The sequence below is a fragment of the Haladaptatus halobius genome (assembly GCF_020618475.1).
In the GTDB taxonomy this organism is placed as follows: domain Archaea; phylum Halobacteriota; class Halobacteria; order Halobacteriales; family Haladaptataceae; genus Haladaptatus; species Haladaptatus halobius.
The window spans coordinates 524619-550526 of sequence record NZ_CP085335.1 but is presented as its reverse complement, the minus strand read 5'-3'; the positions used below and the strand labels follow the sequence as shown (position 1 = coordinate 550526).

At 62.7% G+C, this 25908-nt stretch carries 33 protein-coding genes, 1 tRNA gene and 1 pseudogene; 16 read left to right on the top strand and 19 right to left on the bottom strand.

Translation table 11 applies throughout. The annotated features are described in order from the left end of the window. Positions 1–26 precede the first annotated feature (26 nt). Positions 27–1208 carry a M24 family metallopeptidase gene (locus tag LIW51_RS03155; protein WP_227375786.1) on the bottom strand — a complete coding sequence of 394 codons (1182 nt, stop codon included), beginning with the start codon at positions 1206–1208 and terminating at the stop codon, positions 27–29. Positions 1209–1495: 287 nt separating this feature from the next. Between LIW51_RS03155 and LIW51_RS03150 the strand changes: the two genes are divergently transcribed. Beyond that, positions 1496–3295, top strand: a complete 1800-nt coding sequence (locus LIW51_RS03150; RefSeq protein WP_227376723.1) for an SLC13 family permease — start codon at positions 1496–1498, stop codon at positions 3293–3295. A 308-nt stretch (positions 3296–3603) separates the two neighbouring features. On the opposite strand, the gene LIW51_RS03145 is transcribed toward LIW51_RS03150, so the two are convergent. Beyond that, a tRNA-Tyr gene (locus tag LIW51_RS03145) sits at positions 3604–3677 on the bottom strand. 125 nt (positions 3678–3802) lie between these two features. Here LIW51_RS03145 and LIW51_RS03140 point away from each other — a divergent pair. From LIW51_RS03140 to ftsZ, 3 genes are all read left to right on the top strand, one after another. Further along, positions 3803–4342 (top strand): double zinc ribbon domain-containing protein, encoded by a 540-nt coding sequence (locus LIW51_RS03140; RefSeq protein WP_227375785.1) that lies wholly within the window; start codon positions 3803–3805, stop codon positions 4340–4342. Between the two features lie 185 nt (positions 4343–4527). Next, complete coding sequence (gene cdrS / locus LIW51_RS03135) at positions 4528–4707, top strand: transcriptional regulator CdrS (RefSeq protein WP_227355341.1); 180 nt, start codon at positions 4528–4530, stop codon at positions 4705–4707. 3 nt (positions 4708–4710) lie between these two features. Further along, entirely contained in the window at positions 4711–5901 is a 1191-nt protein-coding gene (gene ftsZ / locus LIW51_RS03130) for a cell division protein FtsZ (protein ID WP_227375784.1), read from the top strand. A 32-nt stretch (positions 5902–5933) separates the two neighbouring features. On the opposite strand, the gene LIW51_RS03125 is transcribed toward ftsZ, so the two are convergent. From LIW51_RS03125 to LIW51_RS03115, 3 genes are all read right to left on the bottom strand, one after another. Further along, positions 5934–6152 (bottom strand): outer membrane protein assembly factor BamB family protein, encoded by a 219-nt coding sequence (locus LIW51_RS03125; RefSeq protein WP_227375783.1) that lies wholly within the window; start codon positions 6150–6152, stop codon positions 5934–5936. 265 nt (positions 6153–6417) lie between these two features. Continuing rightward, the gene (gene ncsA / locus LIW51_RS03120) at positions 6418–7425 is read right to left on the bottom strand and encodes a tRNA 2-thiolation protein NcsA (protein ID WP_227375782.1); all 1008 of its coding nucleotides are present in this window, start codon (positions 7423–7425) and stop codon (positions 6418–6420) included. Positions 7426–7764: 339 nt separating this feature from the next. Beyond that, a complete protein-coding gene (locus tag LIW51_RS03115; protein ID WP_227375781.1) occupies positions 7765–7950 on the bottom strand; it encodes a hypothetical protein in 186 nt (61 codons plus the stop codon). Between the two features lie 66 nt (positions 7951–8016). On the opposite strand from LIW51_RS03115, the gene LIW51_RS03110 reads away from it, so the two are divergent. After that, complete coding sequence (locus LIW51_RS03110; protein WP_255767028.1) at positions 8017–8160, top strand: hypothetical protein; 144 nt, start codon at positions 8017–8019, stop codon at positions 8158–8160. Positions 8161–8181: 21 nt separating this feature from the next. Here LIW51_RS03110 and LIW51_RS03105 read toward each other — a convergent pair whose 3' ends face one another. After that, complete coding sequence (locus LIW51_RS03105) at positions 8182–9324, bottom strand: MBL fold metallo-hydrolase (RefSeq protein ID WP_227376721.1); 1143 nt, start codon at positions 9322–9324, stop codon at positions 8182–8184. 251 nt (positions 9325–9575) lie between these two features. On the opposite strand from LIW51_RS03105, the gene LIW51_RS03100 reads away from it, so the two are divergent. Next, the gene (locus tag LIW51_RS03100) at positions 9576–10223 is read left to right on the top strand and encodes a DUF7095 family protein (protein ID WP_227375780.1); all 648 of its coding nucleotides are present in this window, start codon (positions 9576–9578) and stop codon (positions 10221–10223) included. A 130-nt stretch (positions 10224–10353) separates the two neighbouring features. Here LIW51_RS03100 and LIW51_RS03095 read toward each other — a convergent pair whose 3' ends face one another. Together LIW51_RS03095 and LIW51_RS03090 are read right to left on the bottom strand one after the other, a co-directional pair. Further along, positions 10354–11445 carry an aminopeptidase gene (locus LIW51_RS03095; protein WP_227375779.1) on the bottom strand — a complete coding sequence of 364 codons (1092 nt, stop codon included), beginning with the start codon at positions 11443–11445 and terminating at the stop codon, positions 10354–10356. A 39-nt stretch (positions 11446–11484) separates the two neighbouring features. Beyond that, positions 11485–12276, bottom strand: coding sequence for a class I SAM-dependent methyltransferase (locus tag LIW51_RS03090; RefSeq protein WP_227375778.1), 792 nt, complete (start codon positions 12274–12276; stop codon positions 11485–11487). A 151-nt stretch (positions 12277–12427) separates the two neighbouring features. On the opposite strand from LIW51_RS03090, the gene LIW51_RS03085 reads away from it, so the two are divergent. Both LIW51_RS03085 and LIW51_RS03080 read left to right on the top strand, forming a co-directional pair. Next, a complete protein-coding gene (locus tag LIW51_RS03085; protein ID WP_227375777.1) occupies positions 12428–13069 on the top strand; it encodes an AzlC family ABC transporter permease in 642 nt (213 codons plus the stop codon). A gap of 27 nt (positions 13070–13096) precedes the next feature. Beyond that, the gene (locus LIW51_RS03080) at positions 13097–13414 is read left to right on the top strand and encodes an AzlD domain-containing protein (protein WP_368411765.1); all 318 of its coding nucleotides are present in this window, start codon (positions 13097–13099) and stop codon (positions 13412–13414) included. Between the two features lie 83 nt (positions 13415–13497). On the opposite strand, the gene LIW51_RS03075 is transcribed toward LIW51_RS03080, so the two are convergent. The 3 genes from LIW51_RS03075 to LIW51_RS03065 all read right to left on the bottom strand — a co-directional run bounded on the left by LIW51_RS03075 (position 13498) and on the right by LIW51_RS03065 (position 14827). Then, entirely contained in the window at positions 13498–13698 is a 201-nt protein-coding gene (locus LIW51_RS03075; RefSeq protein ID WP_227375775.1) for a hypothetical protein, read from the bottom strand. An 81-nt stretch (positions 13699–13779) separates the two neighbouring features. Then, complete coding sequence (locus LIW51_RS03070) at positions 13780–13935, bottom strand: hypothetical protein (RefSeq protein ID WP_227375774.1); 156 nt, start codon at positions 13933–13935, stop codon at positions 13780–13782. A gap of 52 nt (positions 13936–13987) precedes the next feature. Further along, positions 13988–14827 carry a deoxyribonuclease IV gene (locus LIW51_RS03065; RefSeq protein WP_227375773.1) on the bottom strand — a complete coding sequence of 280 codons (840 nt, stop codon included), beginning with the start codon at positions 14825–14827 and terminating at the stop codon, positions 13988–13990. A gap of 171 nt (positions 14828–14998) precedes the next feature. Between LIW51_RS03065 and LIW51_RS39835 the strand changes: the two are divergent. Further along, positions 14999–15404, top strand: a pseudogene (locus tag LIW51_RS39835) (cupin domain-containing protein). Here LIW51_RS39835 and LIW51_RS03055 read toward each other — a convergent pair. Beyond that, a complete protein-coding gene (locus LIW51_RS03055) occupies positions 15394–16203 on the bottom strand; it encodes a lipoate--protein ligase family protein (protein WP_227375772.1) in 810 nt (269 codons plus the stop codon). The pseudogene LIW51_RS39835 and the gene LIW51_RS03055 sit on opposite strands and share 11 nt — an antisense overlap. 135 nt (positions 16204–16338) lie before the next feature. Further along, positions 16339–16896 (bottom strand): YbhB/YbcL family Raf kinase inhibitor-like protein, encoded by a 558-nt coding sequence (locus LIW51_RS03050; protein ID WP_227375771.1) that lies wholly within the window; start codon positions 16894–16896, stop codon positions 16339–16341. Positions 16897–16966: 70 nt separating this feature from the next. Here LIW51_RS03050 and LIW51_RS03045 point away from each other — a divergent pair, with 70 nt between their 5' ends. The 3 genes from LIW51_RS03045 (at position 16967) to LIW51_RS03035 (ending at position 18705) form a co-directional block, all read left to right on the top strand. Beyond that, a complete protein-coding gene (locus LIW51_RS03045; protein WP_227375770.1) occupies positions 16967–17416 on the top strand; it encodes a hypothetical protein in 450 nt (149 codons plus the stop codon). Continuing rightward, complete coding sequence (locus LIW51_RS03040) at positions 17413–18138, top strand: RDD family protein (RefSeq protein ID WP_227375769.1); 726 nt, start codon at positions 17413–17415, stop codon at positions 18136–18138. Before LIW51_RS03045 ends, LIW51_RS03040 begins: the two co-directional genes overlap by 4 nt. A gap of 156 nt (positions 18139–18294) precedes the next feature. After that, positions 18295–18705, top strand: coding sequence for a VOC family protein (locus LIW51_RS03035; protein WP_227375768.1), 411 nt, complete (start codon positions 18295–18297; stop codon positions 18703–18705). Between the two features lie 37 nt (positions 18706–18742). Here LIW51_RS03035 and LIW51_RS03030 read toward each other — a convergent pair whose 3' ends face one another. The 5 genes from LIW51_RS03030 to LIW51_RS03010 all read right to left on the bottom strand — a co-directional run bounded on the left by LIW51_RS03030 (position 18743) and on the right by LIW51_RS03010 (position 22151). Then, positions 18743–19147: a hypothetical protein gene (locus tag LIW51_RS03030; protein WP_227375767.1), complete on the bottom strand. Its 405-nt coding sequence runs from the start codon at positions 19145–19147 to the stop codon at positions 18743–18745. A 166-nt stretch (positions 19148–19313) separates the two neighbouring features. After that, the gene (locus LIW51_RS03025) at positions 19314–19706 is read right to left on the bottom strand and encodes a VOC family protein (RefSeq protein ID WP_227375766.1); all 393 of its coding nucleotides are present in this window, start codon (positions 19704–19706) and stop codon (positions 19314–19316) included. An 87-nt stretch (positions 19707–19793) separates the two neighbouring features. Continuing rightward, positions 19794–20933 (bottom strand): pyridoxal phosphate-dependent aminotransferase, encoded by a 1140-nt coding sequence (locus tag LIW51_RS03020; protein WP_227375765.1) that lies wholly within the window; start codon positions 20931–20933, stop codon positions 19794–19796. Then, positions 20930–21418 carry an Lrp/AsnC family transcriptional regulator gene (locus LIW51_RS03015; protein WP_227375764.1) on the bottom strand — a complete coding sequence of 163 codons (489 nt, stop codon included), beginning with the start codon at positions 21416–21418 and terminating at the stop codon, positions 20930–20932. The genes LIW51_RS03020 and LIW51_RS03015 overlap by 4 nt, the downstream gene beginning before the upstream one ends. Positions 21419–21716: 298 nt before the next feature. After that, positions 21717–22151 carry a putative immunity protein gene (locus tag LIW51_RS03010; protein ID WP_227375763.1) on the bottom strand — a complete coding sequence of 145 codons (435 nt, stop codon included), beginning with the start codon at positions 22149–22151 and terminating at the stop codon, positions 21717–21719. A gap of 715 nt (positions 22152–22866) precedes the next feature. Between LIW51_RS03010 and LIW51_RS03005 the strand changes: the two genes are divergently transcribed. Next, positions 22867–23175 (top strand): hypothetical protein, encoded by a 309-nt coding sequence (locus LIW51_RS03005; RefSeq protein WP_227375762.1) that lies wholly within the window; start codon positions 22867–22869, stop codon positions 23173–23175. A 199-nt stretch (positions 23176–23374) separates the two neighbouring features. Further along, positions 23375–24292: a serine/threonine-protein kinase RIO2 gene (locus tag LIW51_RS03000; RefSeq protein ID WP_227375761.1), complete on the top strand. Its 918-nt coding sequence runs from the start codon at positions 23375–23377 to the stop codon at positions 24290–24292. Here the strand turns inward: LIW51_RS03000 and LIW51_RS02995 are convergent. Then, complete coding sequence (locus LIW51_RS02995; protein WP_368411764.1) at positions 24275–24421, bottom strand: DUF1328 family protein; 147 nt, start codon at positions 24419–24421, stop codon at positions 24275–24277. The genes LIW51_RS03000 and LIW51_RS02995 overlap by 18 nt on opposite strands. Positions 24422–24808: 387 nt before the next feature. On the opposite strand from LIW51_RS02995, the gene LIW51_RS02990 reads away from it, so the two are divergent. Further along, positions 24809–25399, top strand: a complete 591-nt coding sequence (locus LIW51_RS02990) for a 50S ribosomal protein L15e (protein WP_227375759.1) — start codon at positions 24809–24811, stop codon at positions 25397–25399. Between the two features lie 382 nt (positions 25400–25781). Next, complete coding sequence (locus LIW51_RS02985; protein ID WP_227375758.1) at positions 25782–25895, top strand: twin-arginine translocation signal domain-containing protein; 114 nt, start codon at positions 25782–25784, stop codon at positions 25893–25895. Positions 25896–25908 lie beyond the last annotated feature (13 nt).

Genomic DNA, 25908 nt, shown 5'->3' with positions numbered 1-25908 from the left:
GTCTCGTCATTCGTGTTAGCGGCGAGCTACCACGTGATTACGTTTGATTCAAAGTCGCGGGGATAGTAGGTCAGCATCTCCGTCCCGTCTTCCGTGACGGCGACTGTGTCCGAGTGACGATACCCGTACGTATCGGTGTAGAGTCCGGGTTCGATGGTGTAAACGTGACCGGGCTCCATCTCGGCGTCGCCGTCGTCCACGTGCTCCCCCCAGCCGCGGTCGATGTAGGGCGGTTCGTGCCCGCCCATTCCGATGTTGTGGCCGACGTGGTGCTGTGCGAGGTCGGTGACGCCCTGCTCTTCGAAGTAGTCCCATACCTGCTGGTCGACGTACGACAACGGGACACCTGGCCCCAGCGCGTCGATGGCGATGGTCTGCGCTTCGAGCATCAACTCGAAATAGTGCGCCTGTTCGTCCGTCGGATCGCCGACGAACATCGTCCGCTCCAACTCGGAGTAATACCCGTCGACGTTGGCGGACGCCCCCGTGACGAGCACGTCACCTTCCTCGATTCGGCGGTTCGCGGTGTGTCCGTGCGGGAGCGCGGTCTGCGGCCCGGTGATGTAACCCGCGCGTGCGGGGCCGTCTCCGCGCGTGCGCGCGACGTAACGGTCGCCGAGCGTATCGAGCATAGCACGGGAGGCATCCATCGAAGCTCGCTGGCTGACGGTGGCCGGATGCGCTCCGGGTTCGGTGTAGTCGGCGAGATATCGGTGGGCGAGGTTCCCCCACCTCGCCGACTCGCGAATGAGCGCGACCTCGGCGTCTGATTTCGCCCAGCGCATCCGACTCACCCAGTCCTGCGATTCGACCTCCACGAACTCCGAGAGGGACGGGCCGTCGTAGCCCATCACGCCCGGCGCGCCGTCGGCGTCCGCCGCGACCATCCGCGCGTCGAGACCGGAGAGCATCTCGGCGGCGACTTCGAGCGGCTTGCCGCCCGGGTAGTCGAAGTAGTGGTGCACTGCGTCGATGCGCGGGTTAGGCTGGACGCGCTCGACTTCGAGCCGTGGCATCGTTATCTCGATTCGGTCGTCGGTCACGGCGAGAACGACCGGCCGTTCGGTCTGAATATGGTCGAAGCCGGTGAGATACTCGATGCTCGTCGCACCGAACCAGACGCCCGCGTCGGCACCCGCTTCACCGAGCTTCTCGCGTACGTCAGCGAGACGGTCTTCGAACTCAGAATCAGGAACGCGTGTCGGCATACCTCGAAGTTGATCCGACGTATCAAAAGTATTGACGTGCCAGCAAGACGGCCTCGACGACCGACTCGACCGGGGCGTTTCCGCAGCTGGCAGTATCGATTTCTGCATCGAGGAGTCGACCGCGGATATCGAGGGAGAATCGACGCGTTATCGACGCGGTACGACGCGACTACGACCGTTTTACACTGCATTCTTTACTGCATGGGCGTCGCGGTTCGCGCTGGATGGTTCCGTCCGTCTTCGTTCTCGTCCAGAACGGTCCGGCGATTCCGGAGCTGACGCCCGAGATGGCCGTCGTGTTCGCCATCGCAGTGGCGACGTTCGTCATGTTCGCCACGGAGATATTTCCGCCCGACATCACCGCCATCATCGTAATGGTCGTCCTCATCGTCCTCGGGCCGGTGACCGGCATCTCGCCCGAGGAGGGAATCTCGGGGTTCTCGAACGAGGCGACCATCACGGTGTTGGCGATGCTCGTCTTGAGTTCGGGTATCAGTCGAACCGGGGCAGTGCAGGAACTCGGGGAGCGGATGGCCTCGTTCGCGGGCACCGACGAACGCAAGCAACTCGCGGCGACGCTCGCGTTTGCGGGCATTCCGTCCGGCGTCCTCAACAACACGCCCATCGTCGCCATGCTCGTCCCCGTCGTCTCCGACCTCGCAAATCGAGGACGAACCTCGCCCTCCAAACTGCTCATCCCGCTGTCCTACGCCTCGATGGTCGGCGGGATGCTCACGCTCATCGGCACCTCAACGAACCTCATCGCCAGTAGCGTCACCGCGCGACTCGCCGGGGAGTATCCCTCACTCCATCGATTTTCGATGTTCGAGTTCACGAAGCTAGGAGCCGTCGTCTTCGTCGTCGGCACGGTGTATCTCATGACCGTCGGACGCCGACTTATTCCGGAACGAATCAGCCCCGAGGAAGACATCCTCGAGGATTACGAGCTGACGCCCTACCTGACCGAAGTCGTCGTGGGCACGAACTCGGCGTTGGTCGGTCGAACGGTCGAGGAGACGTTGGCGGAGATCGACCTCGACGTGGACGTCCTCCAGTTGGTGAGAGAGGAAGCGACGTTCATGGAACCACTCGCGGGGAAGACGATTCGCCCGGGAGACGTGCTCATCGTTCGTGCCGACTTCAGCACGCTCCGCGAACTGATGATAACCGAGGGGTTGTCGCTGGTCGCTTTCTCGCAGGTGACCGAGGAGGAACTTGCTGCCGACCAAGCGGGACAAAATCTCGTCGAACTCGTCGTCCCGTCGTGGTCGTCGCTCGTCACCGAGACGCTGGAAAGTTCGACCTTCCGCGAACGCTACGACGCGAACGTTCTCGCCATTCGGCGAGGGTCGGAGTTACTCCGCGAGCGAATGCAACAGACGCAGATCCGCCGGGGCGACACGCTACTCGTGCAGGCGACGGAGGACAGCATCAACCGGCTGGCGACGAGTCGCGATTTCGTCGTCGCGCAGGTGCCCAGCGAACCCGACTACCGGCGGTCGAAGATTCCCGTCGCCGTCGTCATCGTCCTCGGCGTCGTCGGACTGGCCGCGCTGGGCGTCTTCGACATCCTCACCACCGCGCTCGCGGGCGTCGTCGCCATGATACTGACGGGAATCGTGAAGCCGAACGAGCTGTACGACTCGGTCGAGTGGGACGTGATCTTCCTCCTCGCGGGCCTCATCCCGCTCGGCATCGCGTTCGAGCGAACGGGCGCGGCGGATCTCATCGGCGCGCTGGTGGCGACGAGCGCGGAGTTCCTCCCCGTGATCGGCGTACTCTGGCTGTTTTACGTCATCACGACGCTCGTAACCGCGGTCGTCAGCAACAGCGCGAGCGTCATCCTCATGCTCCCCGTCGCGGTCGAGACGGCGAGCCGCGTCGGCGGCAACGCCTTCGCGTTCGTCCTCGCGGTGACGTTCGCCTCCAGCGCCGACTTCATGACGCCCATCGGCTACCAGACGAACCTCCTCGTCTACGGACCAGGCGGGTACAAGTTCACCGACTACTTCCGCGTCGGCGCGCCGCTGCAGCTGATCTTGTCGGTGGTGACTGTGCTCGGGATCGCCATCTTCTGGGGAGTATGAGAAACGTATTACACCGTCTCCCATCGAAATTATTATATTTACCAGATTCAGTCACACGCGGGGGAAATCGCCCGAAATGGGCGTTTACGGGGCTTTTTTCGGATGGCCAGTTTGAGAACCGGAAAGTAGTATCACGTATCCGTCTCGAAAACTGCATGGAATCACCGTCACGCTCTCACGACCCTATCCAATCGAATTGAATTCGTTCCGGGATGCCGACTACCGCCAGTAGAACCGGAGTATCGGCGGAATTTCGCTCGAATCGCCTCGATCAGACTGTTCACTTCTCACGATGTTCGCAGGAAAAGTCCGCCCTCCCCGATTTGAACGGGGGACAAGTCGATCTACAGTCGACTGCTCTACCAGTCTGAGCTAAGGGCGGGCACTCACACCTATCCCGCTGCCGGACTTAAGAATTATTATTCGGGGCCACGCAGAGGGAAGACAGAAAGGTTCAAGTATGGTAGGCTGTGTGTATCGGAACACGTACATAACGAGGTGGCCGACATGAGCAAGATAACATTTCGGGCGGATGACGACCTCATCGAGCGGATAGAATCGCTCGACGCCTCCAAGAGCGAGGTGATGCGCGAGGCACTCCGCGAGTATTTGGACGGCCACAGCGACGCCATGGACCGCGCCGAAGGAAGCCTCGACGCCGCCCTCGATGAGCGCGTGGACGCGCTCATCGACCAACGACTCGGCGGCTCGAGCGGGGGTGACCGCGCGCAAGACATCAACGTCAACGTCACCGTCGAAGGTGCCGGCGAGGTTCGCGCACGAGAAAACGCAGAGTCACAAGGGACGGCGACGCCGAACGAGACGGAATCCGCGCGTCGGACGACCGCCGACACACGTCAGAAAGGTAATACGTGCGGCCAGTGTGGCGAATCGTTGGACTCCGGACACGTCTACTGCCCGAACTGCGGGGAGAAAGCGACCCACCGCGTTTTCTGTGACTGCGGTGACGAGATTCGCTCAGACTGGGCGTTCTGCCCGGGTTGCGGGCGGAGAACGCCTTCGGCAGACGTTTTGGACTCGTCGTAAAACGCTTGTTTTACGCGCGCCGTTAATTATATATACTGTGCCTTTGTTGGATACTTCTACGTAAGACGATTGTCTTACGCCAGCAACTACCCGGTCGAATTATGGCGTCTCGGCCACCTGAATGGCGTAAGACGGACGATATCGTTCGCCGCGTGTCGTCTTACCGATACAAGGGGAATCCAACTATGGAGCGCGTGACACTACGAATCCCAAAACAGCAAATCGAAGAAGTCGAACAGATGGTCGAAACCGGCGAGTTCCCGAACCGGAGCGAAGCGATCCGAGCTGCCGTCCGCGATATGCTCAACGAGCACGACGGCGCGGGAACCGAGACCACGAACAAGCGCACTTGGGCGAAGGTGTAAACGATGCAGGACATCGTTCAAGAAGCGCTGGAGAACGCAGAATCCGAGCAGCGTGAGATGGACGCCGCGACGACGGACGACGAGTTCGGCGACCCCCGAATCGTCATCGTCGGCTGTGGCGGCGCGGGGAACAACACCATCAATCGCCTGTACAACATCGGCGTCGATGGCGCTGACACGGTCGCCATCAACACGGACAAACAACACCTGAAGATGATCGAGGCCGACACGAAGATTCTCGTCGGGAAGTCCCTGACGTCCGGCCTCGGCGCGGGTGGCGACCCGCAGATGGGAGAACGTGCCACGGAGATGGCACGGGGAACCGTCAAGGAAGTGCTCGGCGACGCCGACCTCGTCTTCGTGACCGCGGGCATGGGCGGCGGAACGGGTACCGGTGCGGCGCCGGTCGTCTCGAAGATCGCCAAAGACCAGGGCGCTATCGTCGTGGGTATGGTTTCCACGCCGTTCAACGTCGAGCGTGCCCGAACCGTGAAAGCGGAGGAGGGACTCGAAAACCTCCGCAACGAGGCCGACTCCATCATCGTCCTCGACAACAACCGTCTCCTCGACTACGTCCCAAATCTCCCGATTGGCAAGGCGTTCTCGGTGATGGATCAGATCATCGCCGAGACGGTGAAAGGTATCTCGGAGACCATCACACAGCCGAGCCTCATCAACCTCGACTACGCCGACATGACGTCCATCATGAACCAAGGCGGCGTCGCGGTGATGCTCGTCGGCGAGACGCAGGACAAGAACAAAACCGAGGAAGTGGTGCGCGATGCGATGAACCACCCGCTTCTCGACGTGGACTACCGCGGAGCGTCGGGCGGTCTCGTCCACATCACGGGCGGTCCCGACCTCACGCTGAAAGAGGCGGAGGGCATCGCGGCCAACATCACCGAACGCCTCGAAGCGAACGCCAACGTCATCTGGGGCGCGCGCATCCAGGAGAACTACAAGAGCAAGGTTCGCGTCATGGCGATCATGACCGGCGTCCAGAGCGCGCAGGTGCTCGGCCCGACGACTCAGAAGCAGGCCGACCGTTCGCGCGAGAAGATGCGCGACGTGAACGCACAGTCGTACGACGCCAGCAACAACGTCGATAGCGTCAGCGGCGGCACCTTCGGCACGCAGAGCGACGGGGGCCGCGACGAGGTAGAACAGAACAACGGTCTCGACGTAATTCGGTAGTTCGCCGAAACTATTCCTTTTCGCGGAACGACCTACTCCAGCGCGAGCAGTCGGTTACCGACGCCTGCATAAACGATACCGCCACGAACGAGTGGCGTCGTATCGACGTTCACCTTCGTCCACAGTTCGGAACCGTCCGCCGCGTCGTAAACGCGAAGTTCGGTGGGGTTCGGCAGATACACGCGTCTATCCGCGACGAGTGGTTCGTAATACGTCGTCTGTGGAACCTCGACCCGCCACCGTTCGGACACACCACGGGTGCTTTTCCGTCGGCGACTCCGCGCGTATTACTCGCGTTACAGCCGAAACTCGATCACTCACCGTCGGCTCCGTAGATGTGTCTGTCAGGATTCGTCGATTGCGTCGAACCCGGTTTCGGCGGCTCGTCCGCCACCGTCATACAGCCGGCGAACGCCGTGGCGGCACCGAACGCGAGAAACCGTCGTCTGGAGGACAGCCTACGGCGTCGTGATAGCGGACGATAAGTTTTCTCAACTATACGTGAGAAAGCGGAAACTACACCGCGTGAATCGCGTCCACGAGCGCGCACTTCCGACACACGTCGCGGGTCGTGGACGCGCCGCACCGCTCGCACTCACCGAGTTGGCGCTTCCCTTCGCCGGCGCCGAACTCGTCCGCGGCGAGCGCGGCGAGCTCCTCGTACCCGGCCATGATGGAGTGGCGCGTTCCGGGGTGATTTTCTTCCAGCGAGAGCATCAACTTCTGAATCTCGGCGCGGTAAGCCTCGCTGGAGTGCGGGCACTCGGTGATGTGCGCGGGCAGATTTTCGAGGTGCGCGTACAGCGCGACCTCCTTTTCGGGAACGTCTCGGAGCGGTTTCGCACGCGGGACGAAGGCGTCTTGGTCGCTTCTCGTCGGGGCGTCCTCGTCGTTCGAACTTCCTCGCGCGTCGTCCTCGAATCCGCCGAGACTCGCGTCGAAGTGCTTGGCGATCTGAGCGACGTCGCCTTCGAGGAAGTTCATCAGCGCGGTTTCGGCTTCGTCATCCAGATTGTGGCCGGTGAGCAGTTTGTCCGCCCCGTACTCCTCGGCGTACTTCGAGAGCAAGTCGCGTCGGAACACACCGCAGTAGGCGCACGCAGCCATGTTTTCGGGATCTTTTTCGACCACGTCGTCCATCCGCACGTCGAACTCCTCCTCGTAGGTGACGACCTCGTGGCGGATTTCGAGGTCGTCGGTGAGTTCGAGGCAGGCGTCCAAACTCTTGTCGCGGTAGCCTTCGATTCCCTCGTGAATCGTCAACGCGACTATCTCGACGCGCGGGTCGTCGGCGAATGTCTCGTGGAGAATCTGCGTGAGGACGACGCTATCTTTGCCGCCGGAGAGGCCGACGAGCCACATCTGTGGGTCGTTGGGCGTGGCGGACGCCGGGAGCAGATTATCGTCGCGGATGCGCCGTCGGACGCGTTTTTCGACCGACCGACAGAAGTGGTCGTCGCAGAGATGCAGCCCCGAGTACGCAGCGTGCATGACCGCTTCCCGGTCGCACTTGTCGCAGTCCATTACCTGTCGCTTACGCCGCGGGCCGTTTCATCGTTTCGCTCCGCGATAAATTCCATATCGCTATATTAAATCAAAAAGCAGTCAGGAATGTGACTGAATCAATTCGTTCGAATCACGCCCTTCCGTGACCGTTTTCGACCGAATTTGGACAGAACGGAGAGGAATCGCATCGATATCTACAGGAAAGATACAGTTTCGGAGCGATCTCGAATCGGAGTTCGTCCGGACGCGCTTCGGCGAATCGGGCTGCAGTAAGCGGTGATTAACGACGGGTACAGACCCCGAGGCGGGGCGTAAGGGGAGCCATCGAATCGGCCGGCGGCGGGCGGTACGCTCGGCTTAATGAACTAATAATTTCGGCGGGAACGAACGGTGGCGAGTGGCGCTCGACCGCGAGGAGTCAGTATCGAGCCTCGTCGCCGACGGTGGCGTGTACGCCGTGACGACGAGCGTCACGAGACCGGAACCAGTCGCCGAGAGTAGCTCGTTGCGCTCGACGACGGTGAAGTGACGTAGACGTTCCATCCGAAGTTCCTCCTGTTCGGCGCGCTCTGCACTCCGATCGTCGCGGACGGAACGGTGTACGTCGGTGTGAGCGACCGCCGGGTGTACGCCCTTTCGACGGACGACGGGACGGAACTCCGGCGATTCGAGACGGGCGGCGAAGTCGAGAGCGTCGCGGTCGGCCAGCGGGTATACGCCTCGAGCGACGCGGTGTACGCGTTTCGGCGGTGAAGCGCCCGAATTAGCCAGATATTAGGCGGAACAGTTGTTCGGGCCGAGTTCCAGTTCGGTCGCGGCCTCTTCGTCCTCCGGTTCGTCCGTACCGCAATTGATGGCGATGACCGTCTCGTAGTTCGGCGGTTTGTCGGGGGTGTTCTCGGAGAGGCGCGAGACGAACTCGTCCTCGTCCAGTTGGAGCACGTCGAGTTCGCGGCGGAGGTCGCCGACCGTAGACCGAACAGGGTCGCCGGGACTGCCGTGAGCGAAGCGCCCGTCCTCGGTGACGGTGACGTGCCCCGGCAGGACGACGACGTCGTCCGGTTCGCTCATGAGCACTTCGTGGAGGGAGTCGTACTGCATCTCGGCCCCACTCGTCGCGTCTGCTTCACCGAACTGGAGTTCGGTACGCCCGATGGAGTCCACGAACAAGGTGTCGCCCGTCAGCACCGCCTCGTCGTTCACGAGGTAGCTGGCGATTTCGGAGGTGTGGCCCGGCGTGGAGATGGCCTTTATGTCGGTGTCGCCGACTCGAACGACCTCGTTTCGGCCGAGCGAATCGTACTCGTATTCGACGCCGCGTTCTTCGGCGCGTTCGCTCAGATGGTAGGGAACGTCGAGTTCGTCGGCGAGTTTCCGCCCGCCGGAGATGTGATCCGCGTGAACGTGCGTGTCGAAAACGTGCGTGATTTCGTAGCCTCTCGCCGCCGCCGCTTCGCGCCACTCGCGGGTATGACGGCTTACGTCGATAGCCGCGGCAGCCCCGTCGCTTCCGACGATGTAGCCGAGACAGCCTTTCGCGCGGCGCTGGATTTGGACGATATCCCCATCACCGTCGGTTTCGATCGGGACGTGCTCGTACACTCGACTCCACGCTTCCATGCCGCCTTCGACGACTTTCACGCCCCCGAAGCCCTGTTCTCGGAGTTCGTCGGCGAAATGACTCGACGAGATTCCTTTCGCACAGACCGTTAGAATCTCGTCAGTTCCGTCGAGCATCGACCGAATTTCCTCCGCGCCCTCCTCCGAGAGCGATTCGTCCGCCCCGAACGGAAAGTTCTGTGCGCCTTCGATGTGCCACGACTCGAAGCTCTCCTCCGGTCGCGTGTCGAGGAGCGCGTAGTTCTCTCCGGCGTCCTGTTTGTCCGCTAGCTCCTCCGGAGCGATCTCTCTGACCATGAACGCGGGTTGGGTATCCACGTTCATAATCGTGTTGGGTGTTGGGTAAATAGTACAATACTATTGCGGAGGAGATACGTCGTCTGCAGTGCGGTGTTGAGCCCAGCGATAGTGAACGACTCGTTTGCACCGGTGTCGTCACGAGGCCACGATCGTCGGTCACTTCGACGCAAGTCCCCGATTTTCGTACCTTCCTCTCAGCGTTCCAGCGCACTTATCCGCGCCAAACGCGAACTGCGACCAGAACACCGATGGAGCGAAGCGTGGCAATCGAGCGAATCGAGGGGATAGTCGAGACGGTCGAGAACGAGACCATGCCCGTCCCCGTCCGCGAGATCTGGGTGTACGGCGACGTGGCGCTCGGACTCGACCCCATCGACCGACTCGACGTGTACGTGACGAAGGACATCCTGCTTCGGGACGACGACGCCGACCGCGAAGCAGAGTTCGTAGACTCTCTCGGCGTCAAAGGCGTCGGAAAGACGGTTCGTGCGGGGTGGGCCGACGAGAACTCCGACCTGCTCCGCGCGAACGACAACGGCTACGCCGCTCCGGAGAAATGTCTCGCGGCGCACCTACTGCCTGCGGACGAACCCGTCCACCTCGAAGTCTGTAATTCGAGTTTCGAGGACAACGTTACGCAGAGACTCAAGGGTGCTATCTCGCGCGACGCCTACGAGCAGATCCTCGACCCGCGCGGCGTCTGTCTCTGGGTCGACGGCCAGCGAAGCAAAGAAGCGTTTCGGAAGTTGCGTGCCAGCGAGTTCGCCTTCCCGACGCTCCCCGACGCGCTGGAGATGCTCGGTCTAGACGAAACGAAGACGGCCGAGGCCGCCGAAGCGGTCGAATCCTATCGTCGACGGCAGGAAGGGACGACGGTTCGCGGCGACGTGGTGTAAGGCGAACAGGCGGCACGCTGTCCGCGCGGGGGTGTGCCACACGAACGCCTCGACCACCCGCGCGGTGGTTCTCAGGTCACGCCGGTTCTGGTCTATTTTTGATACTTGAAACTTCGGCAGACTGGTGGCTCTACTCGTCGAAGTTGTCTTCGAACCGGAACGTTCCGTCTCGTTGGACGATTTCCCCGTCTACTTCGATGAACGAGTTCTCGCTCATATCGACGATCATGTCGAGATGCGCGGCGCTCTCGTTGTACGGTCGTTCCTCCGGCACCGTCTCGCGGATCGCCTTCCCGATGGCGAGATGAATCGTGTCGCCCATCTTCTCGTCGAACAGCATGTTGTAGCTGAATCGGTCGATGTCGCGGTTCATCCCGATGCCGAGTTCGCCGAGTCTGCGCGCTCCTTCGTCCGTATCGAGCACGCCGACGAGAACGTCTTCGTTTTTCTCCGCATTGTGTTCCACCACTTCACCACCCTCGAAGCGGAGCCACGCGCCTTCTATCTCCCGCCCCTGTCGCATGACCGGTTTGTCGAATAGCACTTCGCCCTTGACAGAATCGGGCACGGGCGCGGTGAATACCTCACCGCCGGGCAGATTCTTCTCGCCGTAATCGTTGATGGTCTTCATGCCCGAGATCGACATGGTGAGGTCGGTCGTGTCGCCCGAAACGATACGCATCTCGTCGGCGGGGTCGAGAATCTCGACCATCTGCCGTTGGAACTCGCGCTGCTCGTCCCAATCTTTGTTCATCGCCCCGTAGACGAACTCCTCGTAGGAGGACGTTCTCATCTCAGCTAGCTGGGCTTCGCCGGGCGCGGGGAACTGCGTGCCGACCCAGCGTTTTCCCATCCGTTCTCGCTGAATCGGCGCGTTGGCGCTGGTGCGTGCAGCGACTTTCTCGGGCGGTACATCGCTCGTCTCCGCCGCGTTCTCCGAGCCTTTGACGATGATTACCGCGTCCGTCTCCTCCATCTCCGCCATCGAGTGCTCGTGCAGTTCGAAATCGTCGGTGTCGCAAGCCCGGAGGAACGCACGGTCTGCTCGCGAACTCCGCATCGAGAGCGACGGTTTCGCACCGCGCTCGCCGAGTTGCTCGTAGAGCGCGACCACGAGGTCTTCGGCGACTGCGGGAGCAGCAACTTGTACCGTGTCGCCTTTCTCGACCTTCACGGAGTGGTCGACGATTATCTCTGCGTGCCTTCGGATTCGTGGATCCATATCGTATCCCTGACTCGTGCGTGAGATAACGGTTTCAGTTCACACGCGGCCCGTCGTGACGTAGAACGGAACGACCTCCGCTCGTCGGTACTCGCCCGCCCGCATCTGGTCGACGACGGTGCGACCCATCTCGCGCCAGTCGGCGCGCAGTCGCTCGTACTCGTCCGGCGCGAGCGGGCCGACCAAGGTCTCGCGTCTGTCCGTCAGCGCACCCGCGGTCGCCTTTCGCCTCGCGGCTTCGAGTTCGCGTGCCGAGTACGGCGGTTCGACCGTCTTCGCGTGGTGGTGCGTGCGAGTCGACACGTCGTCGAGTCCGGCGGCGTGGAACGCCTCCCGCGTTCCTCCGCCGCCGAGCGCGACGTTCGTGTCCACGCCCGCGACGTATGCCGCCCTCGCGCGTCGGGAGAGGTCGCTCTCCGCGGAAACCGTCGATTCGACGGACACCGACGAGTTGTCCGGTTCGATGGCCGCGACGAGGTCGGACGAGACCCGGGCGAACTCCCGCACCGCTCGCTCCGGGTCGGGGAGATTGATAAGCAGGGCTTGGCAAACGACGAGGTCGAAGCTATCATCGGGGAAGGGAAGTCGATGGGCGTCGCCCGCGACGACCGGAACGGACTCTGTCGCGACGGTCAACAGGTCGCGGTCGGCGTCCACGCCGACGACTTCACCCGACGTCTCGTCCGCGAGAACGCGGGTGAGTTCCCCCGTACCACAGCCGATGTCCAGCGCGCGCCGGCGGGTGTCGAGTTCGAGGTCGCGGAGCGCCTCACGGGACTCCCACAACCCCTCTCGCGTCCGTCGAAGGTAGTCTGCGGAGAATGCTCGCACTATCGAGTTCCTCACCCTCATTTCGGGCGACGGTGGGAAAAGCGGGGCGGTCTCCGCCGAAGGTCGCCAGGATACCAAAGTTGATACCCTCCAGCGGACCTACGGAAAGACAGTGTCGTCACCACGTGCAGACTTTCTCTCCGGAGTTCGTGTGGCCCTCCCGATAACGCTCGGTATCGTCCCGTTCGGAACGGTCGCGGGCGTCGCGGCGGTCAGCGTCGGCATCCCCGCGGTACACGCGCTCACAATGTCGGTCGTAATCTTCGCCGGGGCGTCGCAGCTCGCCGCCGTGGAGCTGATCGGCAAGAGCGCGCCCGCCGCAGTGATAGTGCTGACGGTTCTCATCGTCAACCTCCGGATGATGATGTACAGTGCGTCCATCGCACCGCACTTCGAACCCCTGTCGACGAGGTGGAAGGGGGGGCTCTCGTACCTGCTCACCGACCAAGCCTACGCCGTCTCGCTGGTGGAGTTCGAGAACAACGAGACGACGAATCGGCGGTGGTACTACCTCGGCGTGGCGGTGCCCCTCTGGGTGACGTGGCAGGCCGCGACCGTCGCTGGAATCCTCCTCGGAGCCAACGTCCCCGCGGGTTGGCACCTCGACTTCGCCATCCCGCTCGTCTTCCTCGCGGTGCTGGTGCCGGCCGTCACCGACCGACCGACCGTCGTCGCGGCGCTCGTCGGCGGGACGACGGCCGTCGCCGCCAACGGACTGCCGTTCGACCTCGGACTCATCGTGGCCGCGGTCACCGGCATCGCCGCCGGTGTGCTGGTCGAGGAGGTGGCCTGAGTGCCCCAAACCGAGTTCGGCGGGGGCATGCTGTGGCTCATCATCCTCGCGGCGGGCGTCGGAACGTATGCCATCCGGCTGTCGTTCATCGCGCTGTTCGGGCTGTTCGACGAAGTCCCGGAACGCGTCGAGCAGGCGCTTCGGTTCGTCCCGGCGGCGGTGCTCTCGGCGCTCGTCGTTCCGCAACTGCTCTACACGGACGGTGCCGTTTCGCTCTCGTTGGACAACGTTCGCCTGTTCGCGGGCGCGCTGGCGGCGCTGGTCGCGTGGCGAACCGAGGACATCTTGGCGACGCTGGTCGTCGGAATGGGCGCGATGTGGCTGCTGAGCTTCGTGCTTGCGTGAATCCTCACCGACCTCAGATCTCGTCGTCGAAGAACTTCACCAAGTCCTTCGACGCCTCGGAATCGTCGGGGGACGTCCCGTACTCACCCGATATGTCCCTCACGAAGGTTCCCACGTTGTAGAACAGGATGAGCGCGTTCGCAGACGGTCAGCAGCGAAACGAGGAGTCCGAGAAAGGGGGATCCGTCCGACCCGCCAAACGCCGCGAGGACGAGCGGAGCCGACACGAGGTTGAAGAGGAACGCCTGCGTCGTGTACGTTCCCGCGCGTCGGAGGTAGCTCATGCTTTCTCGATGGGAGTCAACCGATTAACCTATTTCGAAAATCAGGTTGCAACGAACTCCCTCACCGAGCGCGCAGAATCGTCAGCGCGACCGCGACGAGGGCACGATGATTCCGAGGGCCGTAACGACCGAACTACCGGAGGAGTCGAACCGCCAGCCGAAGACAGTATAGCCGACGAGACCGACGACGAACGCCAGCAGACTGACGAGTTGGAGGGTTCGAGATTGGAAACGCATAGCGGAATCTCCTGCCGAGACGATAAAAAGATTCGGAGGGCGCCGCGACCACTCAGCAGTCGCCGTTCTCGCGGATCTCCTTCACGCGGGCGATGTTCTCGGCGAAGCCCTTCCCGTCCTCGTTTGGCGTTTCGAGGACGAGGGGAACGTCTTCGAGGTCGGAGTGGTTGATGAGCGCATCCATGCCCTCCTCGCCGATGAGACCCTCGCCGATGTGGGCGTGTTCGTCCTTGTTCGTCCCGCACTCGTGTTTCGAATCGTTCAGGTGGACGCACCGGAGGTGCTCCAGTCCGACCATGTCGTCGAACTCCTCGACGGCTCCTTCGACGCCTTCACGGGTGGATAGGTCGTAGCCCGCCGCGAACGCGTGGGCCGTGTCGAGACAGACGTCGAGGTCTTGCTCCGACCGGGAGAGTACTTCGTTCAGATGCTCGAAGTCTCCGCCGAGTTTCGTCCCGCTTCCGGCGTCGCTCTCGATGAGGACGGTGACGCCGTCCGGAACGTCCAGTTCGTCCAGTGCGCTGGCGGCGTTGTCGAGGCCGCCGTCGACGCCCGCCCCGGTGTGCGCGCCGAGGTGGACGTTCACGTACTCGACGCCGAGTTTGGCCGCCGCGTCCACCTCTTTCTGCATGCTGTCGATGGATTTCGCACGAAGGTCGTCCTTCGGCGTGCAGAGGTTGACGAGGTACGACGAGTGGATGACCCACGGCCCGTCGAGGTGCGTTGCGGTTCCGTCGCGGAACGACGCCGCTTCTTCGTCGCCGATGTTCGGGTCTTGCCACACCTGCGGGGAGTGTGTGAATATCTGCCCGCAGTTACCGCCGACGTCCAACTGGCGTTCCACGGCGTTGTCCACGCCGCCCGCAACGGAAACGTGTGCTCCGACTCGCATGTACGCTGACTAATAAGCCGGGGGTCAAATGCACTTCGAATAGCGTTCGCCGCGGTCGAACCGCAGTCGAATCGGGAGAAAATCGATAGAATTATCAACGATTTGATTCAACGCTCTCCGATGTAGAAGGTAACCGTCGAGGAAGTCGATTCGTTCGTCAGCGCCGGGGACGTGTTCCGACCGCTCTCCGCCGCCCTCGGAACCGAACGCGTCGCCGTCAACTATTACGAATTCGCCCCCAGCGATAGCTTCGACTTCTGCTATCACCGCCACCACGAACAGGAAGAGGTGTTCTACGTCCAGTCCGGTACGGCGACGTTCGAGACGGAGTTCGGGGCCGTGACCGTCGGTGCGGGTGAACTCGTGCGGTTCGCTCCGGGCGAGTTCCAGCGCGGGACGAATCGCGGGGCGGAGCGCGTCGTCGCGCTGGCGCTCGGCGCACCGCGCGTCGAGGACGAGCGAGTCGACCTCCGGCGCGACTGTCCGAAGTGCGAGGAGCAAACCGAAGCGAAACTCGCGCGAGGGAGGGATAATCGTCGTCGAGTGCAGAGCCGAGACCGGGCGATTCACGCGGTAGGGTCGGTACGCCGCCTCGTCCACTCGTCGCTTCCGAACTTCTCGCGCGCGTGGTCGCGTGCGCTAGAGAGTTCGTCGTCGGTCCACGACCCCTCCTCGGCGTCGCCCCAGTCACGGAGGGCTTCTTCGACCGCGGTGACGGCTTCCCCGCGGTCGATTCCGGCCTCCTCTCGGATGGTCGTCACGCGCTCGTGGAACTCCTCGGGCGTCGTTCGCGGGTCGGCGAACGTGGCGAGGTGGCGCTCCGCGTCGAGCGCGAACTTCAGCGAGCCGTGCTGGATGACGGCGTCTTTCCGCCGATACTGGGCGTTTCCGCTGATCTTTCGCCCGTTTGCCACTACGTCGTGGGCGGGGTGCAGTTCCCGAAGGTAGCACGCCGGTTGGTAGATGGCGGGGAGCTTTTCGTCGGAGAACGTCGCGTCGATTCCCATGCGCTCGAAGGCGTCGAAGATGGGGTCACAGAGCAGTTCGTACGTCTCCATCAGATTGCCAGGCAGTTCGTCGGCGGGGGCGACGATAGAGTAGGAGATGTCGCCGAAGTTGTCGTGATAAATGCCGCCGCCGCCGGTCGGCCGCCGGGTGACGGTGACCCCCTCGCGCTCGCAGAACTCCCAGTTCACCGTCTCAGCGTCTTGCCGGTAACCGAGCGACAGCGTGCTCGGCTTCCAGCGATACACGCGAAGGGTGCGCGGGCCGCCCTCGGCGGCGGTCTCCGCGGCGATCTCGTCCAGCGCCATGGTCGGCGGCCCGTCCCGCGACTCCTCCCGAATCAGCCGCCACTCCCTGTCCGCAAGTGTCATGCGCGGAGATTGGAGGAGGCGGATAATGTGGGTTGCGGACGAGCGATGCGCCGACCGGTCGGCCTCCGGTAGTCGGTGTCCGTGACGGGTCGGTCGGGACGAGTTAGCGTCTGCGAGGAAACTCGGTCGGTCGACTCAGCGTTCGAACGTCCCCGTGAACTGCGCTTCCGCGAGTCGAACGTCTTCGAGCGCGTCGTCCAACTCACGGCGCGGGAGACCCGGTTCCAGATCCAACGTCTCCTCGACCGCGACGAGTCGGAACCGGTACTCGTGGGTGCCGTGACCCTCCGGCGGGCAGGGGCCGCGGTAGCCCACTTCGCCGAAATCGTTTCGTCCTTGGCGCGCGCCGTCGAGGGTACCGACAGTTTCGGTCTGCGGAACGCCCTCGTGAATCTCGACCGTGTCAGGCGGCAGGTTCCAGACGAGCCAGTGGGAGAATGTCGTGTCCGGCGCGTCCGGGTCGTCCACGATGACGGCGAGCGATTCGGCCTCGTCGGGCGCGTCGCCGATGGTCAGCTCTGGGGAGATGTCGTCCCCTTCGCAGGTGAACTTCTCGGGTATCGATTCGCCGTGGGTGAATGCGGATGTTCGAATCGAGAGGTCGCTCATGCATGGCGATTCGACGCAGAAATCAATAGGCGTGGCGGCCATCTGCGACGGGATGTCGTCGGTTGCGGCGGTTCGGATGTGCATCTCGAAACGAGTTGACCGCGATAAATCAGGAGACGATAAATATCGGAAGAACGGTGGTTCTGGCAGAACGATGGCTACCGAAGCGCGGGCGGAGAGACGCGACGAGCAGGCGCGACCGCTCGACCTCTCGCTGTTCGGGTCGATTCACTTCGATAGATCGCGGAAGGTCGCGGACGAACTCGCGGACTACGCCGACGACCCGGACGCTCTCTTCGTCGAGTATCTGCGAGATTTGGCGCTTCGGTCGCTGGCGCTCGCACTGGTGAAGAATCCGCTCGTGCTCGTCGGAACCGCGTTCTACTTCCTGCTCTTCGTCCCGTTCTTCGTGGTCGGACTGCGGAACGTCCTGCCGATGGAACTCGTCGTCGCGCGGAAGTACGCCGACGAGCGCGACGTTGCACTGCACGCGGTCGACAGACATCCGCTTCAAATCCTGAACGACGGGCGGTGGTGCTGGTCGGTCGTGAACTGGGTCTGCTGGCGCCACTGGCGAGGTCGCGTCCGGTTGCGGCCGCCGTGACCGTCACAATCTTCGTGGCGGTGTGGACGCTCCCCGGCCTCGTCGCGCGCTGGAATCGACCCGCGGGTGCAGCGATGGCGCTACCGCTGACGTGGGGACTGCTCTGGGTCGTCTCGACTCGAGCACCGTTCTCGTGGCTCTTCGCGCTGACTTTGGCGCTGGTGTATCTGGTGGTGGCCACGCGGATGGTTCGGACGCGAAACGAGTTCATGCTCGACACCGCCGAAAAACTCGCCGAGCGAGAGGGCTATGGGTCGGCATGTTTGATAACCGGGAAAGCGCATCTGTCGGGGCTAACGACCGGCGCGGTCGGTCGAACCCTCGCCGTCACCCGTGCGTACCGTCCGCGGTGGCTCCGGCACGGAGGCGACGTGACCGAGAGTCCGGAACCGGCAGAAGACGACTCCAACAGTGCCGCAGTGCGGCCACGACCGCAGACGACGGAGATCCCGATTCTCCGGCGGGTCGTCGCGGCGATCGTCGATGGTGCATTCGTCGTCACGCTGGCGATGGCGAACGGCGCGTTGCTGACGGACGTGGTTTCCACGGAAATAGCCTTCTTCGTCGGATTTCTCGTCACACCGCTACTGTTTCACTTCGCGCTGGAGACGCTGGCCGGAAGCACGCCAGGTAAACGGTTGCTCGGGGTCACCGTCGTCACGAAGGACGGGTCAGCACCCTCGAAGCGCGCTCGCACTTCGAAATCTGCTCCGACCGGTTGATTTCGTCTTTCTCTACGCGCTCGGATTTCTGACGATGGTGTTGACAGACCGTCGACAGCGACTCGGCGATTTGGCGGCGAACACCGTCGTCGTGAAGGTGTAACGACGCGGGAAAGTTTCGACGGACGTATCGTCCTCCTGTCTCTCGGTTCGGTCGTGACTCCCGATTCCAACGCCGGACTCCTCCACCACGTCGAACTGTACGCCTCCGATTTCGCCGCGTCGTCCTCGTTCTGGGGCTGGTTACTTGGTGAACTCGGCTACTCGGTCTATCAGGACTGGGACGACGGTCGGTCGTGGAAGCGTGGGGAAACCTACGTCGTCCTCGTACAAGCCGACGAGGAGTATCTGGACGTACCCTACCACCGCTGTCGGCCGGGGCTGAACCATCTCGCCTTCCACGCCGAGTCGCGCGAGCAGGTGGACGACCTGACCGACGAACTGCGTGCGAGAGGCGTGCCGATACTGTACGAATACGACCACCCATTCGCGGGCGGCGACGACCACTACGCCGTCTATTTCGAAGACCCGGAGCGCGTCAAGGTCGAACTCGTCGCACCCGAATGAGATCGAGGTCGTTCGCTTTCGGACGCTTCGTCCGCACCTATTCGCGTTCCCAGAGGACGGCCTCCTCGGCGTCAAGGGTCGAATCTTCGAGGTCGAACTCGCCGGCCGGCGAGCCGTGTTCGTCGTACTCCCAGTCGTCGGTGCTGGCGACCCACGTCAGGGTGAACAGTCGATCCGCCCGCGGGTAGTAGGCGGTGACGCGCTCTTCGAGGATGGTGACCGCCGCCGCGTCCAGCGGTTCGTCGGCCGGGGGAACCTCGGCGTTGGAGATGGGAATCTCGCCGACGAGTACGTCGCCGTCGACGGCCGAGTCGCGGGTCGTCGACTGCGGATTGACGACAGGCACCGCGACCTCCAGCACCTCGTGTTCGTCGCCGCTGTCCCGTGGCTTCCATCTGCGGCGTCGGAGTTCGACGCCGCGGTCTGGCGTTTCCTCCCTCATGTCAGTGGTGTAACTCGGCCTAGACGGCCTCCGAGACGCTGACGGTGTCACCGTGTTCGACTCCATCCATAGCAACCAAAGACTCCGAGACATCCGCGGAAAAGCGTTGTTGCCGACTCGACGCACTCCGACGAGGAACAGTTCGAAGAGGGTCGTTACCCCGTCGTCACTCGGGGAGTTCGGCGAGCACTATTCGGTTACCGTACAGGTCTTCGAAGTGGACGTGAACGCCGCTCTCGCTCGCCTCCTGTTCGACGATGAACGCGACACCCCGGCCGCGGAGCGTTTCGTACGTTTCCCGGCAGTCGTCCGTGTAAAAGACGAACGTCGGTTCGCGTCCCGTCTGGTTCCCTATCAATGCACGTTCCTCGTCGCCGACCGCCTCCATCAGCCAAATGCCGACCGGTCGTCGGTCGGAGGGTCCGACGTGAACCGCGCGGAATCCGTCTTCGAGTTCGTCGTCGTACAGCACGTCGAATCCGAGCGTCTCGGTGTAGAATTCGAGCGCATCGTCGTGGTCATCGACGAGGAGCGTCGTCCGTCCGATTTCCGTTATCATCGACTGCTCTCACCCCCCGAGCGGAGATAATCGTTCGTCACCGGGCGAACGTGAACGCGCCTTCGGTCGCGGAGAGGGTTTCGCCGGTCACCGGCGGCGGACGAACGTCTCGATGCGGCGCATAGCCTCGCGGAGGTCGGCCATCCCGGTCGCGTAGGAGACGCGCAGGTGTCCCTCGCCGCCCGCACCGAAGACGCTCCCCGGCACGACCGCAACGCCTTCCTCCCGGAGGAGGTCTTCGGCGAACGCCTCGTCGTCGCCCCCGCAGGCGGGGAAAGCGTAGAATGCGCCGCTAGCTTCGAAGCAGTTCAGACCCATCTCGTCGAACCGCGAGAGCACGAATCGTCGCCGCCGGTTGTACTCGTCGCGCATCTCCGCGACGCTCTCCTCGCAACTGCGAAGTGCTTCCAGCGCGGCGTACTGGGCGGTCACCGGGGCCGAAAGCATCGAGTACTGGTGGATGCGGTTCATCGCGTCGATGGCTTCCTTCGGGCCGAGCGCGTACCCCAATCGCAGCCCCGTCATCGCGTACGCCTTCGAGAACCCGTTGAACACGACCGTTCGCTCGCGCATCCCCGGGAAGGTTGCGATGGAGGTGTGGTCGCCGTCGTAGGTGAGCGCGGCGTATATCTCATCGGAGAGGATGAACAGGTCATGTTCGCGGACGAACTCCGCGACCTCCGCGAGTTCGTCGCGGGTCATCGTCGCGCCCGTCGGATTGTTGGGATAACACAGCACCAGCGCCTCGGCATCCGCCGCGCCCGCGTCTTCAAGCGCCTCGTATGTGAGCGCGAAATCGTCGGCGGCGCGAGTCGGCACCTGAACCGGCTCGCCGCCCGAGAAAACTATTCCGGGGACGTAGGAGATGTACGACGGTTGGTGAACCGCGACGCGGTCGCCAGGGTCGACCAGCGCCCGCATCGAGAGGTCGACGGCCTCGCTCGCACCCGCCGTCACCAGAATCTCCTCGTCCGGTTCGTAGTCGAGGTCGTACCGCCGAACGTGATCCGCGATCGCTTCCCGCAAGTCGCGGCGTCCTCGATTGGCGGTGTACGACGTTCGCCCGCGCTCCAGCGAGTCGATGGCGGCGGTGCGAGCGGCCCACGGCGCGGAGAAGTCCGGTTCACCGACGCCGAGCGAGATGATGTCGTCTCGCTCCTCCGCGAGTTCGAAGAAGCGCCGGATTCCGGACGGCGGCACTCGGTCGACCCTGTCGGCTGGTTTCATGGCGAGACGGAGAGGCGGTCGTCTTCGTCGCGGTCGTCGAACTCGATGCCGCGCTTCTTGTACGTCTCCATCACGAAGTGGGTCACCGTCTGGGTCACCTCCGGAATCGGTGCGATCTGTTCGGAGACGAAGTTGGAAACGTCGTGCATCGACTCGCCCTCGACGTCGACGGCGAAGTCGTAATCACCGCTGACCAGGCGAAGCGACGCTACCTCCGGAAACTTGGCGATTCGCCGTGCGATCTCTTCGTACCCTGTTTCGCGGTCGAGTTCGACGTTGAGTTCTACCTCCGCCTCGACGTGTTCTTCCGATAACTGGTTCCAGTCGACGACCGCGTGATAGCCGCGGACGACGCCCTCCGATTCGAGCTCCGCGACGAGCGACTCGACCTCGGACTCCGACAGACCCGTCTGACGCGCAAGGTCGGCGGTGCTCACACGGGCGTTCGACAGCAGGACGTTCAGTAGTTCCCGTTTCGCGTCCATGCGTCTCTCTTACGGGGGTGGGCACAAGTATCTGGTCGCACCTGCCAATCCTGCGTGAAGACAGGTCGAACGGAGGTGGAGTGGCGAGGAGCAGTCGAGTGTCGCCACAGGTTCCGAACTCGACCGACCTATGAACGAAAACGGGGGTGAAATTACCTTATCTCCACTGTTCTCCGACGGTCACGAACAGCGCAGAAACTCACGCTGACGCGACCACACCACCGACCCGCCCGGGCAGCCTCCGTGTACCGCGCGTGAACCTACCCAACGCCCTTAGCGTGTCCGACCGGCACCCCGGTCAATCGTCGCCTCGGTCGGGAAACGCGACTGATCGAAGGTGCTTCGGAAGCTGTCTGAATTGCCAATCGCGTTCCTCGGCGGTGGCAGCGTCGGCGTCGGTGGGGACGGCGGCGGTAACGGCTTTGACAGCGTAGGTGGCAGCGTGCGGAGCGTGGTCGTCGACGTGGGCGGTTGCAGCGGCGTGACCGGCGGCACGAGCGGCGGCGGTGGCCGCAGTTCGATCGGCGTCGCGTGCGGCGGCGTGGGCGGCGAGTGCGGCCTCGCGCGCCTCGCTCACCCCGACCTCACCGCGCACCCAGGCGTGCCCGGCTTCGACGGCTTTCCGAGGGCGGTTGTCTTTCGGGTACTCCTCCTCGAAGTGCGGGAGTACGTGCTCGGCGCAGTCGGCGGCCCAGAGCGCCAATGACCTGTGATCCCCCTCGTTTAGGTTCACTTCCCTTCCTCCTTCCGCTGCCGGCTTGCTAGTGGATTCATACGCGGCACTTGGGCGGCGACCCAGATGATATTATTTGTTTATCATTTCGTGGACGTGCCAGTGGTAGGCGTATCGCAGACAAGTGACGGACAGAGCGCGTGTATCGTGAGGTTAAGGATCTCGTGAGGGAGAAAAGCAAGGCGGATAAAACCGCATTCGGCTCAGCACCGGCCCGCATCAGTTTCGAGCCAACGAGCGGTGCCCACCGTTGAAATCCCGTATTCAGTTCATAGTGGCAATTCGTCCATCCTCACGATGACGGACGTCGGTAGTTCATCGACAGCGGTAGGTAGGTGCTGGAAACCGAATGAAGCTACGTCTGACAGCGAGGATTCGTCCGATGAGTTATTTGCCGAAGTGAGAGTATCGTCGTACCGAGCGATTTTATATCGCACTCCGTGGTTTATCGTCGACTCACTCGCCCGAAATTCGAACCGGGGAACGAGCCGTAAAGCGCGTGTTCTACCAGCGAACCTGCGATTCGAAGTCGAAAAAGACGCGTTCTTCGGTTCCGGCGTCCTCGTGCCACCACGGACGTCTTCCACACTCCGCCTCGTAGTCGTTCACGCCCAGAGATGATTCTGGTGAGGAACTTACGAGACGAGAACCGGTTGTCTCATCTCGGCTGTGGTGTTGAAAAACGTTCGAACGCTAAGCAATCCCGGGTGATACGATGAGTTGGCAAGACCTCATCTTCCTCGCCGGAAACGTATTCTCGCTCGTCGTGCTCGGCCCGACCCTCCGCGACGAGATGGCGACCATCCCGCTCGGGACGACCCTCCCGTCGGCCATCATCGGGCTAATCTACGGAACGGCCTTCGCCACTCTCGGGATGACGCTCTCGGCGTTCGGGGCGGTTCTCACGGAGGTCATGTGGAGTGCGATCGCGCTCCTCCGGTCGCCGAATCCGTTCAGTAGCTTCTCGGAGAAGGCGCCGGGAACGCACCCCTCACCTCGGTCGCCGAGTACGCCCAATAAGTAGCGTCACCCGCCTCGCGAGAGCCACGTATTTTCGGTCGTTCCGTTTGGAGTATCGGGACTGAACCTCGCGTCGCCGCTTTCGGTGTCTCGTCGCTAGACGGCAGATGCCGAGAAGGAAGTGGAATCCGAATCCAGCGGTGTTTCTAACACCGCCGTCCGGGTCGCAAATGCCTTACGCCGCGGACAGCTAGTTGCCGGTGATGGTTCGGAACGTCGCGCCGGAGATGGCCGAGCTGGAGCCGGAGGATTTCTATCTACTCTCCGGCGTCGAGCAAGGGATGCGCTTCAGCGAGTGGGTACAAAAGGAGAAGATTCCGAAGTTCTCGCGGCTGACGGCCGAGGAGGTGGACTACCGAATCGACCGCTGTCTCGACCGGGAACTGCTGGAGCGCAAGACCATCCAGTACGAGGGGTACACTCTCACCTTCGAAGGGTACGACGCGCTGGCGCTTCGGGCGTTCGCCGAGCGCGATACGATTCAGGGCGTCGGTTCGCCGCTCGGGGTTGGGAAGGAAAGCGACGTGTACGAGGTGCAGTCGTTCCGCCCGCTCGCGCTGAAGTACCACCGCGAGGGGTACACCAACTTCCGCGAGGTGATGAAAGAGCGCGACTACACGTCCGAACACGAGCACGTTTCGTGGCTCTACACGGCGCGTAAAGCCGCCGAACGCGAACACAGCGTGCTCGAAGCACTGTATCCGAACGTGAGCGTGCCCCGACCGATAGACCACAACCGCCATGCCATCGTGATGGAGAAGGTCGATGGTGTGGAACTCGCGCGCGCGAAGTTCGAGGACGAGCAGGTCGTGCCGGTGTTAGATCTCGTGCTCCGCGAGGTGAGCGGGGCCTACGCGCACGAATACATTCACGCGGACATGAGCGAGTACAACGTGTTTGTCAACAGCGAGGGCGTCACGGTCTTCGACTGGCCGCAAGCCGTCCCCACCGACCACCAGAACGCGGCGGAGTTTCTGGAGCGCGACGTTCGCAACGTGGTGAGCTACTTCCGGCGGAAATACCCCCGTCTCGTCGGCGAGGTTGACGTTCCGAGCGTCGCGCAGGCCATCGCGGACGGACGGTTCGGATCGGTGCGCGACCACTCAGAAGATGAGCGATAGCACGGCCAACACCAGGAAGATGATGACCAACCACTTGGCGACGTCCATCGACAGCCCCGCGACGCCGCCCGCACCCATCGCTCCGGCGATGATTGCGAGGACGAAGAACGCGACCGCGAGTTCGAGGATGGCCATCAGCGTGTCACCCCGTCGGTTTCGTATCGGGCTACGAAGGTCATAGGTGAACTACACCACTGGACGACTTTTCCTCGTGGCATGAGTTAGCAAGGTGATTATCAGAGCCGTGCTTTCGCGGAATCCTGCGAAGGCATTCCGTATCGTCGCTCGGCTTCGCTTCCGTCCGATGGGCCGTGAGACCGATCGCCGAGTTCGCCCGAGAGAAGACGAAGCCCTTAAACCCGTGAACCGGGAAATTCCGGATAACTCGCTGGACGACGGGCACCAGCGGGCACCTGCGAACGCAGGCCGGAATGTGGCGTGCGCGGATCCTCGAACCGCGGAGAGGCGGACTTCCGCCGAAGACGCTGAACCACTCAACGCCCGTGGTGATAGACCATGGCAAAAAGCTTCTACTCTCACATCCGAGAAGCGTGGAAAGACCCGGACGACGGCAAACTCGCCGAACTCCAGTGGCAACGAAAACAGGACTGGCGCAAACAGGGCGCTATCGAGCGAATCGAACGCCCGACCCGACTCGACCGCGCCCGCGAACTCGGCTACAAGGCCAAGCAGGGCGTCGTCGTCGTGCGCGCGAGCGTCCGCAAGGGCGGCGCGCGGAAGCAGCGATTCAAGGCCGGTCGCCGTTCCAAGCGACAGGGTGTCAACCGCCTCGGGCGGCGCAAGAACATCCAGCGCATCGCCGAGGAGCGCGTCAGCAAGAAGTACCCGAACCTTCGCGTGCTCAACTCCTACTGGGTCGGCGAAGACGGAAGCCAGAAGTGGCACGAGGTCATCCTCGTAGACCCCGAACACCCCGCCATCCAGAACGACGACGACTTGAACTGGATCTGTGACGATGTCCACCGCGGCCGCGCCCAGCGCGGTCTCACGAGCGCGGGTCAGAGCAACCGCGGCCTGCAACAGCGCGGGAAGGGAACCGAACACACCCGCCCCAGCAACTCGAAAGGCAAAGGTCGCGGGAAGTAACCCGCCCGATTCGCACCGCGTCGGTTCGTTTTTTAGCAACCCTCTGCAAGCGGAGTAGCCGTATTTCGAACGTTCGTCGGTCAGACGTCGCTCTGGGAAGCGACGCTCTCGTTCGAACGTCCCCTGCGGAGTTAGCCAGCGGCTTCGATAGCAAAACCGAGAGCGGGCGGCGACCATTTCGAATGGGTACACTTCGTACAGCGATATGAAATCGCCAGTCGCCGCGAACGTCGAGCGTTTTGCGACGTAAGCGGCCGCGTCCTTCTCGGCGAATCTCGAAGTCGAGTAAGTTCGGCGGGGGATAGGATAGCCAATTAAAATTATATTTTTCTGTATAAAAATTTATTTTCTATCGTTTCATACTATAATCCGAGATTCCACGGTGACAAACGAAACAAGCAGGAGGAAGTTACTGAAGGCATCGGGCTCGGCCATCGTCGGCGCCGTCGGTCTGACCGCGACGAGCGGAACCGTGTCCGCTCGATACATCAGCTAACCGATTTACACGA